The organism is Streptomyces maremycinicus (assembly GCF_001184025.1).
Classification (GTDB): Bacteria; Actinomycetota; Actinomycetes; order Streptomycetales; family Streptomycetaceae; genus Streptomyces; species Streptomyces maremycinicus.
Map to the genome: position 1 here is coordinate 31,851 of NZ_BBYG01000015.1, position 11,992 is coordinate 43,842.

General features: G+C 73.4%; 9 protein-coding genes and 1 pseudogene. 3 read left to right on the forward strand and 7 right to left on the reverse strand.

Features of this window, described 5'->3' with window-relative positions; genetic code table 11:
* Positions 1-32: 32 nt before the first annotated feature.
* Positions 33-455 (forward strand): nuclear transport factor 2 family protein, encoded by a 423-nt coding sequence (locus AOQ37_RS20915; protein WP_062646128.1) that lies wholly within the window; start codon positions 33-35, stop codon positions 453-455.
* Between the two features lie 88 nt (positions 456-543).
* On the opposite strand, the gene AOQ37_RS20920 is transcribed toward AOQ37_RS20915, so the two are convergent.
* On the reverse strand, positions 544-1,440 hold the full coding sequence (locus tag AOQ37_RS20920) for a hypothetical protein (RefSeq protein WP_199825064.1): 897 nt from the start codon (positions 1,438-1,440) through the stop codon (positions 544-546).
* A 453-nt stretch (positions 1,441-1,893) separates the two neighbouring features.
* On the opposite strand from AOQ37_RS20920, the gene rho reads away from it, so the two are divergent.
* Positions 1,894-3,036 (forward strand): transcription termination factor Rho, encoded by a 1,143-nt coding sequence (gene rho, locus AOQ37_RS20925; RefSeq protein ID WP_062646129.1) that lies wholly within the window; start codon positions 1,894-1,896, stop codon positions 3,034-3,036.
* Between the two features lie 88 nt (positions 3,037-3,124).
* Positions 3,125-3,988 (forward strand): annotated as a pseudogene (locus tag AOQ37_RS38905) (D-alanyl-D-alanine carboxypeptidase family protein); the annotation flags it as partial.
* Positions 3,989-4,071: 83 nt separating this feature from the next.
* Here AOQ37_RS38905 and AOQ37_RS42005 read toward each other — a convergent pair.
* The 6 genes from AOQ37_RS42005 to AOQ37_RS20955 all read right to left on the reverse strand — a co-directional run bounded on the left by AOQ37_RS42005 (position 4,072) and on the right by AOQ37_RS20955 (position 11,821).
* Positions 4,072-5,538, reverse strand: a complete 1,467-nt coding sequence (locus tag AOQ37_RS42005) for a glycosyltransferase 87 family protein (protein WP_062646547.1) — start codon at positions 5,536-5,538, stop codon at positions 4,072-4,074.
* 20 nt (positions 5,539-5,558) lie between these two features.
* Positions 5,559-6,968 (reverse strand): polyprenol phosphomannose-dependent alpha 1,6 mannosyltransferase MptB, encoded by a 1,410-nt coding sequence (mptB, locus tag AOQ37_RS20935; RefSeq protein WP_062646130.1) that lies wholly within the window; start codon positions 6,966-6,968, stop codon positions 5,559-5,561.
* A gap of 201 nt (positions 6,969-7,169) precedes the next feature.
* Positions 7,170-8,099 (reverse strand): glutaminase, encoded by a 930-nt coding sequence (locus tag AOQ37_RS20940; RefSeq protein ID WP_062646548.1) that lies wholly within the window; start codon positions 8,097-8,099, stop codon positions 7,170-7,172.
* Between the two features lie 247 nt (positions 8,100-8,346).
* The gene (gene aspA / locus AOQ37_RS20945; protein WP_062646131.1) at positions 8,347-9,759 is read right to left on the reverse strand and encodes an aspartate ammonia-lyase; all 1,413 of its coding nucleotides are present in this window, start codon (positions 9,757-9,759) and stop codon (positions 8,347-8,349) included.
* Between the two features lie 266 nt (positions 9,760-10,025).
* Positions 10,026-11,042: an asparaginase gene (locus AOQ37_RS20950; protein WP_062646549.1), complete on the reverse strand. Its 1,017-nt coding sequence runs from the start codon at positions 11,040-11,042 to the stop codon at positions 10,026-10,028.
* Between the two features lie 101 nt (positions 11,043-11,143).
* Positions 11,144-11,821: a FadR/GntR family transcriptional regulator gene (locus AOQ37_RS20955; RefSeq protein ID WP_020126059.1), complete on the reverse strand. Its 678-nt coding sequence runs from the start codon at positions 11,819-11,821 to the stop codon at positions 11,144-11,146.
* Positions 11,822-11,992: the final 171 nt, after the last annotated feature.

An 11,992-nucleotide genomic window follows, 5' to 3' on the forward strand; every position in this document is an offset into this window, starting at 1 on the left:
CAAATTTACTATAGATACGGTGGGGTGATCCGATGCGCGCGTTCCGTGAGGCGGTCGAGGCCGGCGATCTCGAGGCCGTCGAGGCGCTGCTGGCCGAGGACGTGGTGTTCAGCAGTCCGGCCGTGTTCAAGCCGTATCAGGGCAAGGCGATCACCGCCGCGATCCTGCGGGGGGTGACCCGGGTCTTCGAGGACTTCCGCTACGAGCGGGAGCTCGACGGGAGCGACGGGCGTGACCACGCGCTGGTGTTCCGGGCCCGGGTGGGCGAGCGGGAGCTGACCGGCTGCGACTTCATCCATCTCGACGACGACGGGCTCATCGACGAACTCATGGTCATGGTCCGCCCGTTGTCGGGTGCCCAGGCCCTCGCGGCGGCGATGGGGGCGCAGTTCGACCAGATCCTGAGGGAGGCGGAGGCCAAGGAGACGGAGGCCCGGTCGGCCTCCGCCTCCTGACGTCGGGCCACGGTGGGGGTGGCCGCGCGGTCGCGGTCGCCGAGGCGCCCGTCCGCGGGCCGGCCGCCGTACCCGGCCGTACCGGGCCTCAGTCCCTGAGGTCCTCCAGGGTCGTCCTGGTGTCCGTCTTCAGATAGCCCGTGACCTCCTCGAGCGACGGCGGATCCGTGTCGTCGTCGTACGAGGAGTAGTAGGCGCTGTAACTCATCGTGTACGTCACCCAGCCGTCGCGCACGGCGAGCGTGGCGTACAACGAGCCGCTCGACGAGCCGGACGTGGTGTCGCTGCTGACGAGATAGGCCTCGTCGCCGATGTCGGAGACGGTGTCCACGTCGTAACCCGTGTGGCTGTCGCCGTAGTTCTTCCAGGCCGCGGTGAACTCCGGTCCCGGGTCGGTCTTCTTGTGCACGTCCAGTTGCGAGTACAGGTAGGCGTCCGTGTAGGTGGACGTGGTCTTCTTGAGGCTGATGCTGCACAGGCCCTCGTCGAGGGCCTCGTCCTTGAGGCTGTTGTGCGTCGGGGAGCTGTCGTCGTCCGGGTACTCCTCCTTGAAGGACGAGTAGTCCGTGGAGTTGCACAGGTTCGACGGCGCCGTGTAGCCGCGCAGGTCGGGCTCGTCCTCGGCACCGACCAGGAAGACACCGGCCGCCCAGGCGGCGGATGCCAGCACCGCGCCGACGGCGGCCCACAGGACGGCTTTCCCCGCGCCACCGCCACCGCTGCCCGGCGGCGGGCCGACCACGGGGTACGGGCCCTGTTGGAGGTAGGGGTTGACCGGCTGCTGGGGCGGGACGGGCTGCCCGACCAGGGTCGGCTGGGCGTGGACGCCCGGCTGGCCGGCCTGGGTCGCGGGCGCCGCCGGCGGGAACCCCAACGGTCCGCCGGGGGCCGGCGACTGCGGATGCGGATAGGGGTACGCGCTCGGCTGGGCCGGCGCGTCGGACGGCTGCTCCGGCTGCTGCGGGGGCTGAGGCGGCGTGGACATGACGTGAAGATAATGCAGAAATAGCGGTCAAGTCCCCTGCCGTCACGGATCGTTACCCCCTGGGGACATCCGTGAAGGAACCCGGAAGACTCCGGGTCCGTCGTCCGTCCTCTCCCGTGTGCGCCGCACCGCACGGCACCCCACCGCGCCCCGGGGAACAACCGCCGCCTCGGTTGCGTTGACGCCAACGGAACCGACCGGTGTGCTAATCTGCCGATGGCACTTGCGTACGCCCCCTTCCGTGGGCGCCGGTGCCGGTTTCCTACAGTTCGCCGTGTCACCCGCCGATCCCGGCCGGTGCAGCGGCTTCCCCGCACCACCTCACCAGCGGTTCTCCGTCGTGGCCGAGGTGCTGTTCCCGCCGCCCGAGGCGCGCCGTGCGCCCTCCCTTCGCGGCTGCTCCCCCCATCTCCGCATGTCCCATGCCCTGTGTCCGTGAAAGGACCGACCACCATGACCACCACACTCGAACACCCCCCTGTACGGCAGCAGCCTCCGGCCCGGGTCGCCGCCGGTGTCCTCGACATCGACGCGAGCGGGAAGGGGCAGTTGCGCCCCGCGGACTGCCTGTCCACACCCGCCGACCTCCAGGTCCCGGCCGCGCTGATCCGTCGTCACGGGCTGCGCAGGGGTGATCTCGTCGAAGGGGTGCGCGGTACCCAGCGCGCCCTCACCGAGGTCGCCCGCGTCAACGGCCGGCCGCCCGAGGAGCTGCGCTCCCGCCGGCACTTCCGCGATCTCACGCCCGTCCACCCGCACGAGCGGCTCCGCCTGGAGCACCCGGCGGCCGGCCTCGCCGGACGGGTCACGGATCTCGTCGCGCCGATCGGCAAGGGCCAGCGCGGCCTGATCATCGCCCCGCCGAAGACGGGCAAGACCGTGCTGCTCCAGCAGATCGCCGCCGCCGTCGCCGGCAACCATCCCGGGGCGCGGCTGATGGTCGTCCTGCTGGACGAGCGCCCCGAGGAGGTCACCGACATGCGGCGCTCCGTGCGCGGCGAGGTGTACGCCTCGACGTTCGACCGGGCACCCAAGCAGCACATCGCGCTGGCCGAGCTCGTCATCGAGCGGGCCAAGCGGCTCGTCGAGGCAGGTGAGGACGTCGTGATCCTCCTCGACTCGCTGACCCGGCTGTGCCGGGCCCACAACAACGCGGCCGCCGCCGGTGGCCGCACGCTCAGCGGCGGTGTCGACGCGACCGCGCTGATCGGCCCCAAGCGGTTCTTCGGCGCCGCGCGGGCGGCCGAGGAGGGCGGCTCGCTCACCGTCCTCGCCACGGCCCTGGTCGAAACGGGCTCCCGCGCCGACGACTTCTACTTCGAGGAGCTGAAGGGCACCGGCAACATGGAGCTCCGCCTGGACCGCGAGCCGGCCTCCCGCCGGGTCTTCCCGGCCGTCGACATCAACGGCTCCGGCACCCGCCGCGAGGAACTCCTCTACTCCCCGGGCGAGTTGACCGCCGTACGCGGCCTGCGCCGGGCCCTCGGGACCCGGGACGGCCAGGCGAACCTGGAGACGCTCCTGGAACGGATGCGCGAGACCCCGGACAACGCGGTCTTTCTGCGGCGCATCCAGCCGACCCTGCCCGCCGCGTAGGGCGGAACGTGCGGCATCCGGGTGCACGCACCCCCGTGTCCGGCACGGGCAGCGCGGGGAACGCCCGGTTCGTTCCTACGTTGACCATATGACGATCGGATTCTCTTCCCGGGCCGCTGCGACGGCCTGCGCGTTCTGTGTGGCGGGCGTCCTCGCCCTCGGCCCCGCCGCGGCCGCCGGCGCGGCCGGCGCGGACCCCGGAACGCCCGGGGGACCCGGCGGACCGGGCGGCCCCGGTGGCCCGCGGGTGACGGCGCCGCTGCCGTCCGTGCTCTACCGCTCCGGGACGCAGGTCAGACCCCACCGCGGCGCCCCCGAGGTCCCCGACGTCTCGGCGCTGTCCTGGCTGGTCGCCGACGCGCACACGGGAGAGGTGCTCGGCGCGGCGAACGCGCACCGCAGACTGCCCCCGGCCAGCACCCTCAAGACCCTGTTCGCCCTCACGGTGCTGCCGGTCCTGCCCGCCGGCATCCGCCACCGGGTGAGCGAGGAGGAGCTGATGGGCATCGGGCCCGGCAGCAGCCTCGTCGGGGTGGCCGAGGGACACACCTACCAGGTCGCCGACCTGTGGCGCGGCGTGTTCCTCAACTCCGGCAACGACGCCGTGCACGTGCTGGCGAGCCTGAACGGCGGCTGGCACGCCACGGCCACCCAGATGCAGGCCAAGGCGCGCGCCCTGGGCGCCCTGGACACCCAGGTGCGGTCCCCCGACGGATACGACACCCCGGGCCAGGTGTCCTCGGCCTACGACCTGGCGGTGTTCGGGCGCGCGGGGCTGCGCAACCCGGACTTCGCGCGGTACTGCGGCACCGCTGAGGCGACCTTCCCCGGCGACGGGGACTGGTCGTACGGGATCGCCAACACCAACCGGCTGCTCACCGGGGCGGACGGTGTGGAGCCGTACCCGGGGCTGATCGGCATCAAGAACGGCTACACCAGCAACGCCGGCAACACCCTGGTCGCCGCCGCCCGTCAGGGCGGGCGCACCCTCGTCGTGACGGTGATGAACCCTCAGGCGGGCGGCGGGTTCGAGGTCTACGAGGAGGCGCGCTCGCTGCTGGACTGGGGGTTCGCGGCCGCCGGGCGGGTCGATCCGGTGGGCTCGCTGGACGCGCTGCGGGCCCGCCCCCGCCCGCGGCCCGTTCCCGGGGCGGGCCCGGAGCCGGCGCCGGTCTCCACCGCGGCCTCGGCCTCTGCCACTTCCTCCTTCCCTTCCTCCTTCCCTTCCTCCGGCCCGGCCTCGACCGCTGCCCCGACCGGAACCACGGTCCCCGTCACGGTCGCCGTCGCCGACCCTCCCGGCTGGCCCGAGGCGGCATTCATCGCGGGCGCCGCCGTGCTGGGCGGGGCGGCCGTGGCGTTCGTCCTGGGGTTCGTCGGCCGCCGCTCCGCGGGGGAATAGCCGACGGGAAGCGAGACCAGCAGGCCGAGCGTGATCCAGGTGTAGGTGTTGCCGCCGAGGAAGCCGCCGACACCGGACGCGTCGTCGAACCACAGCCACACCACGCTGGTGCACAGCACCGCGTACAGGGCTCCCGCGACCCGTGGACGCCCCGCGTGGATCAGCACCGCGAAGGACGGCAGCAGCCACACCAGGTGGTGCACCCAGGTCACCGGACTCACCAGGCAGGAGGTGAGGCCGGTCAGGGCGAACGCCGCCCGCCAGTCCCCCGCGGCGACCGCCCGCCGGGCCCGCCACGCCCACCAGCCCAGCACCGCCAGGACGAGCACCGCCCAGACCGCCCGGGTCTCGACTCCCAGGCGCGCCAGCACACCCTGGAGCGACTGGTTGGAGACGTAGTCCAGCCGGCCCACCCGGCTCGTGTCCCACAGGGCCCGCGTCCAGTAGAAGCGCGAGGCGTCCGGGGCGACCAGGGCCGCGAGCCCGGTGGCGGCCGCCGCCACGGCCGTGGCCAGCGCGGCCGCCCGCCATCTGCGGGCGACCAGCAGCAGGCCGATGAACAGCGCGGGCGTGAGCTTGACGGCCGCCGCCAGCCCGATGCCCACCCCGGCCCAGCGGTTCCGTCCGGAGGCGAGCAGCCCCGCGTCGGCGAGCACCAGGGCCAGCAGCAGCAGGTTGACCTGGCCGAAGCTGAAGGTGTCGCGCAGCGGTTCGAACACCGCGAGCGCACAGGCGGCGAGGCCGGCCCCGTACCAGCCGTACCGCCGCCACCGGGGCCCGACGCACACCCGCACCACGAACGCCAGCGCCGCCAGGTCGAGCAGCAGCGCGGTCACGATCGCCGTACGGAGCCCGACCAGCGCCATCGGCAGCATGACGACGGCCGCGAACGGCGGATAGGTGAAGCCGTACGGCGTGCCCGGCACCCGGTAGTCGTAGATCCGGCCGCCGTCGTGGATCCAGCTGTCGACGGTGCCGTGGTAGACGCGCAGGTCGAACCAGTCGCGCAGCAGCGGCACCGTCGCGGTGAAGACGGTGACGACGGCGGCGAGCGTGAGGAGCAGCAGCAGACGGCCGCGGTCGGTGCGGGGCGGATGCAGGCCCCGGAGCCCACCCGGTCTCACGCCGTACGTCCCGGGGCGGCCGTCGGCGCCTGTGCAGCGAGGTGCGCCTGCCACAGGACGACCACCGCGAGCGCGCCGCCGGAGACGGCCAGGACCAGGCGGCCCGTGTCGGCGGGGCCCCCGTCGGGCAGCACGGCGAGGGCGAGGACGCCCGCCACGACCGCCGTCCGATGGCGTATCAGGGTGTCCGGCGCGGCCGCGGCGATGAGGAACAGGCCCCACAGCGCGTACCAGGGGCGGATCGCCGGGCCGAAGGCGGCCACCGTGGCGAGACCCAGGCCGAGCGCGTACACCGGGCGCCGGCGCAGCCGCCAGCCCGTGACGACGAGGGCGACGGCGGTGACCGCGAGCCCCAGGGCGTGCCAGACGGGCACCGCCAAGGGCGCCAGATCGCTGCCCAGTCCCTCCAGGAGGGCGCGGGTGGCGCGCCCCAGCAGACTGGTCAGCGCCCAGTTGTGCGCGGAGACGGGCGTGTCCAGGGCGGATATCCAGCCGTAGCCGGTGCCCGCGACGGCGGTCGCCGCGACCGTGGTGACGGCCGTCGCGGCCCCCGTGCTCAGCAGGGTCCGGACCGCCGGCCGGCCCGCGCGCAGGCACAGGACCACGACCGCGACGAGGCCCAGCGCGGCCGGCGCCTTGACCAGGGCGGCCAGGGTGACCAGGACGGCGCCGAGCACCGGGCGCCCCCCGAACGCGGCCACCAGCCCGACCCCGAGCAGCCCCAGCATGATCGCGTCGTTGTGGGCGCCGGCCACCAGATGCAGCAGCACCAGCGGGTTCAGCACGCCGAGCCAGAGCGCGGCGGCCGGGTCGGCCCCGCTGTGCCGGGCGAGTCGGGGCAGGGCGGCGGTCATCAGCGCCACCCCCGCCAGCGCGACGCACCGCATACCGAGGAGCCCCGCGGACAGGGCGCCCCGGGTCAGTCCGGACAGGGCGGCGGCGAGGGCCAGGAAGACCGGGCCGTACGGGGCTCCGGTGTTGCGCCACGGCGGGGCCACCTCGTCGGCGAGCGGACCGCCGAGCCGGGCCGGCCCGTGCGCGTAGACGTCGAGGTGCGCGTCCACCATGGCGCCCTGCGCCAGATAGCTGTACACGTCCCGGCTGAACAGCGGCGGCGCGATCAGCAGCGGCGCCGCCCAGACGGCGAGGACCAGCACCAGGGCGCGGGGGGACGGCGGCTGCGCGCCGCGCACCAGGGTGCCGAGCAGCATCCAGGCCGCGGTCAGCAGGACCAGCCCGAAGTAGACGCCGACCAGACCGAGTACGGCGTGCACCGAGGACGGGGCCAGGAGCTCCCGGGCGGGCAGGGCGCCGGCGGTCTCGCCGCCGAGCGCGAGACATGCCGTTCCGGCCAGGCCCAGCACCTGGCAGCGACGGAGATCGATGGAGAAAGCCTTGGCCGGCACGCTGTCATCGTGTCCGGCCCGGGTGACCGCAGGGCGACATCGCGCCTTCCCGGCGGCGACCCGTGGGTGACCGGCCCGTGCGTGGCCGGCCCGTGTGTGACCGGCCCGTGTATGACCGGCCCGTGTATGACCGGCCCGTGTATGACCGGCCCGTGTATGACCGGCCCGTGCGGCAGCCCGTGCGCTCGCGGGACCGGCGGCTCAGAACACCGACAGGCCGGTCAGCGTGGTGAACCGGTCCAGGGCCGCCACTCCCGCCACCGAGTTGCCCCGCTCGTCCAGGCCGGGGCTCCACACGCACAGGGTGCAGCGGCCCGGTACGACGGCCATGATGCCGCCGCCCACACCGCTCTTGCCCGGCAGGCCGACCCGGTAGGCGAAGTCACCGGCCGCGTCGTAGGTGCCGCAGGTCAGCATCACCGCGTTGACCTGCTTGGCCTGGCTGCGGGTGAGCAGCCGGGAGCCGTCGGCGCGCAGGCCGTGCCGGGCGAGGAAGCCGGTGGCCAGGGCGAGGTCCGCGCAGGAGGCGGTGAGGGAACACTGCCGGAAGTACTGGTCGAGGAGGACCGGTACCGCGTTGTCGATGTTTCCGTAGGACGCCATGAAATGGGCGAGGGCGGCGTTGCGGTCGCCGTGCGCGGCCTCGGAGGCGGCGACCTCCTCGTCGAAGCCGAGCGTGGGGTTGCCGCTCTCCGCGCGCAGGAAGCCGAGGAGTTCGCCCGCCGCGTCCCCCGTACGGGTCTGGAGCCGGTCGGTGACGACCAGCGCGCCCGCGTTGATGAAGGGATTGCGCGGGATGCCGTTCTCGTACTCCAGCTGGACCAGGGAGTTGAAGGGGTTGCCCGAGGGCTCGCGGCCGACGTGCTCCCAGAGTTCGTCGCCCTCGCGGGCCAGGTCGAGGGCGAGGGTGAAGACCTTGGTGAGGGACTGCGTGGAGAACGGCTCCCGCCAGTCCCCCACGCCGTACACCGTGCCGTCCGGCTCCGCGACGGCCATGCCGAAGCGGCGCGGGTCGCAGGCCGCGAGCGCCGGGATGTAGTCGGCGGGGCGGCCCCGGCCGGGGGTGCGTGCCATCTCCTCGGCGATGCGGTCCAGGACCGGCTGGAAGGCACGGGACGGCGTCGATGTCATGATCACTATTGTGCCTCCGCCCAGGTCTCGGCGCGTCGCCGCAGGTGGGACGGCGGGGCGGGACGCGATGCGGAGCGCGGCGGGCCGGCTCCCGGCTCCCGGCTCCCGGCTCCCGGCTCCCGGCTCCCGGCTCCCGGCTCCCGGCTCCCGGCTCCCGGCTCCCGGCTCCCGGCTCCCGGCTCCCGGCTCCCCAACGAGTGAGCGTGCCGGGAGGGCGCGCCCGCCGGAGGATCTCGGACGAGACGTGTCAGGCCAAGGGTGTTCCCCTGCCCGCCAACACCTCGGGGCGCAGCAGGGCGGCGAGCCGATCGGCGGGCAACAGGCCCTTCTCCAGAACCAGTTCGGCGACGCCTCGGCCGGTGACGAGGGCCTCCTTGGCGATGTCGGTGGCCGCCGTGTACCCGATGTGCGGGTTGAGGGCGGTGACCAGGCCGATGGAGTTCTCGACGCTCGCGCGCAGCGACTCGATGTTGGCCGTGATGCCGTCCACACAGCGCTCGGCGAGGGTGAGGCAGGCGGCGCGCAGGTGAGTGATGGACTCCGAGAGGGAGTGCAGGATGATCGGCTCGAAGGCGTTGAGCTGGAGCTGTCCGGCCTCGGCGGCCATGGTGATGGTGACGTCGTTGCCGATCACCTCGAAGGCGACCTGGTTGACGACCTCGGGGATCACCGGGTTGACCTTGCCGGGCATGATGGACGAACCGGCCTGCACGGGCGGCAGGTTGATCTCGCCGAGACCGGCGCGCGGCCCGGAGGACAGCAGCCGCAGGTCGTTGCAGCTCTTGGAGAGCTTGACGGCGACCCGCTTGAGCACGCCGGACATCTGGACGAACGCGCCGCAGTCCTGGGTGGCCTCGACCAGGTCGGCCGCGGTGACCAGCGGCAGGCCGGTGATCTCGGCGAGGTGGCGGCGGGCGGCCTCGGCGTATCCGGCGGGGGCGTTGAGGCCGGTCCCGATGGCCGTTGCCCCCAGGTTGATCTCATGGATCAACTGGACGGCCTCGTCAAGACGGTTGCGGTCCTCGTCGATCATGACGGCATAGGCCGAGAACTCTTGACCGAGCGTCATCGGCACGGCGTCCTGCAACTGTGTACGGCCCATCTTGAGCACGTCACGGAACTCGACGGCCTTGCGGGCGAAGGCGTCCTGGAGTACCGACATCGCCTCGAGCAGTCCACGTACCGCGAAGACCGTCGCTGTCTTGACGGCCGTCGGGTAGACGTCGTTGGTGGACTGGCCGAGGTTGACGTCCTCGGTGGGGTGCAGGTACCGGTACTCGCCCTTCGCGTGCCCGAGCAGCTCCAGCGCACGGTTGGCGACGACCTCGTTGGCGTTCATGTTGGTCGAGGTGCCCGCCCCGCCCTGGATGACGTCGACGACGAACTGCTCGTGCAGCTTCCCCGTGCGGATCTCACGGCAGGCGGCGACGATGGCGGCCGCCTTGTCCGGTGCGAGCAGGCCGAGTTCCTCGTTGGCGAGGGCGGCGGCCTCCTTGACGGCGGCGAGGGCGTCGATGAGATGCGGGTAGGCGGAGATCGGCGTCCCGGTGATGGGGAAGTTCTCGGTGGCGCGCAGGGTGTGGACGCCCCAGTAGGCGTCGGCCGGGACGTCCCGGTCTCCGAGCAGGTCGCGTTCGCTGCGGGTGACGGCGGCGGTCATGCGGGTGCGGCCTCTTTCCGAGGAGGGGTGCGGGGAGGGTGAGGCGGAGCGGGCGGGTGGCGTCCGATGGCGGGCGGGCGGCACGGGCGGTACGGGATGACGTCCGCCCGAGCCGGTCGGTCCGACGGACCGGCGGTCACCGGACCGGCCCGGCGGTCCGGGGCCGCGCGCGAGGTTCTGGTCGCGGTGCGGGAGCCGCGCGCGGGATCCGGCGGTGTGCCGTACGCCGGTGACCACCGCGCACACCCGGTGGCCACCGGAGACCGTCAGGCGCAGGCGCGCACGGTGACCGGGTCCAGTGCGCGGACCGGGCGGACACAGCCGACCGGGGCGCCGCCGCCGAGGAGGGGTTCGCCCGCGAACCCGGTGAGGAGGTCGGGGTCCACACCGGCGCGGACGAGGGCGGCCGCGGTGACCGGGACGCGGGCGCGATCGGCTCCGTCCGAGATCTTGACGGCGACGGCCCGGCCGTCCGGGAGTGCGGCGACCTCGACGCCTTCGAAGCCGTCCTTCGCGAGCAGGCCGGGCACGGCCCGCATCAGGGCGGCCACGTCCCGGCCGGAGCCGGAGGCCATCTCGGCGTGCCCGCGCATCGCGTCGGCCACCCGTGCTTCCGGAGTGCCGGGTGCGGCGGTGGTGACGCGGGCCGCCGCCCGGGCGAGGCCGTGCAGGGAGACCGCGAACAGGGGCGCGCCGCAGCCGTCGACGGTGACCCGCGCGATCCGCTGTCCGGTGAGGTCCTCGACGATCTCCGCGATCGCCTGCTGGAGCGGGTGCCCCGGGTCGAGGTAGTCGTCCAGGGACCAGCCGTTGAGCCGGCAGGTGTACAGCATGGCCGCGTGCTTGCCGGAGCAGTTCTGGGCCAGTCGGTCGGGCGCTCGGCCCTCCCGTATCCACGTGTCGCGGACCACCGGGGCGTACGGCAGGTCCGTGACGTTGCGCAGGGCGTCCTGCGGGACGCCCGCGAGTTCGAGGATCCGCCGGGTCCCGGCGAGGTGGCGTTCCTCGCCGGAGTGGCTGGCGGCGGCGAGCGAGAGCAGCGCGCCGTCGAGCGGCAACCCCGCCCGGACCATGGCGACGGCCTGGACGGGCTTGAGCGCCGAGCGCGGGTAGAAGGCGGCCTCGACGTCACCGAGCTGGAGTTCGATCTCGCCGCCCGCGCCGAGGACGACGACGGAGCCGTAGTGGATGCCCTCGGTCACCCCGCCGCGGACGAGGTGGGCGACGGGGGTGTGGAGGGGTTCGCGGATCGCGGGGGCGTCGGCGAGGGAACTGCTGTACATCACTGCCTGCGTCACTGGTGGGTGGTCGGCGGCCGGCGCCGGGGTCACGCGGTGGACGTGAGAGTCCGAGGGGCGCGTCTCGTCCTCGAGGTGCTGGTCGCTCACGCCGCGGGTCCGCCTTCCAGGGGGGTGTCCGTGCGCGGGGCGCGCACGATGTCGGTGAGGGTCGTCTCGACGCGGTCGAGGTGGTGGCTCATGGCCTCCACCGCGTCGGGTTCGGAACCGTCGATCAGCGCCTCGACGATCGCCCGGTGCTCGCGGTTGGACTGCTCGCGCCGTCCGCCCAGCTCGTTGAGGAAGGCCGACTGGCGCGCCAGGGCGTCCCGGATCTCCTCGATGACCCGGCGGAACACGGGGTTCTGGGCGGCCTCGGCGACGGCCAGGTGGAAGAGGGTGTCCATCGCGACCCACGCGGTGGTGTCCGTCTCCCGCTCCATGCGGTCGAGCAGATGCGCCAGGTGGTCGAGGTTCTCCGGGGTGCGGCGCAGCGCCGCGTACCCGGCGACGGGGACCTCGACGTGCCGGCGCACCTCGAGCAGGTCGCTGGCCGCGTAGTCGCCGAAGGTGGGGTCCTCCACGGTGTTCGCGATCACAAAGGTGCCTTTGCCCGTCTTGGCGACGGTCAGGCCCATGGTCTGGAGCGCGCGCAGGGCCTCCCGCAGGACGGGGCGGGACACCTCGAGGGTGCGGCAGAGCTCCGCCTCGGAAGGGAGCTTGTCACCGATGGCGTAGCGGCCGCGCTCGATGGCGCCGCGCAGGTGGGTGAGTACCGCTTCCATCGCACTGACACGACGCGGCCCCGCACCACCTGTCTGGCTGTCTGACAGGTTCACGGAAGTGATGATCCGGGTGACCCGCCGTCGCTGTCAAGGCGCGGCCTGAAACAGAAGATTCAGGGGCGGGAAGACTGAAAGGCGTCTTCCCGCCCCTGAGGGGACGGCGAGGGCATT

What these genes read in the sequence shown, in the direction of transcription:
- AOQ37_RS20915 (WP_062646128.1), top strand. Translation starts at nt 33, where the DNA reads ATGCGCGCGTTCCGTGAGGCGGTCGAGGCCGGCGATCTCGAGGCCGTC.
- AOQ37_RS20920 (WP_199825064.1), bottom strand. Translation starts at nt 1,440, where the DNA reads ATGTCCACGCCGCCTCAGCCCCCGCAGCAGCCGGAGCAGCCGTCCGAC.
- rho (WP_062646129.1), top strand. Translation starts at nt 1,894, where the DNA reads ATGACCACCACACTCGAACACCCCCCTGTACGGCAGCAGCCTCCGGCC.
- AOQ37_RS20940 (WP_062646548.1), bottom strand. Translation starts at nt 8,099, where the DNA reads ATGACATCGACGCCGTCCCGTGCCTTCCAGCCGGTCCTGGACCGCATC.
- aspA (WP_062646131.1), bottom strand. Translation starts at nt 9,759, where the DNA reads ATGACCGCCGCCGTCACCCGCAGCGAACGCGACCTGCTCGGAGACCGG.
- AOQ37_RS20950 (WP_062646549.1), bottom strand. Translation starts at nt 11,042, where the DNA reads ATGTACAGCAGTTCCCTCGCCGACGCCCCCGCGATCCGCGAACCCCTC.
- AOQ37_RS20955 (WP_020126059.1), bottom strand. Translation starts at nt 11,821, where the DNA reads ATGGAAGCGGTACTCACCCACCTGCGCGGCGCCATCGAGCGCGGCCGC.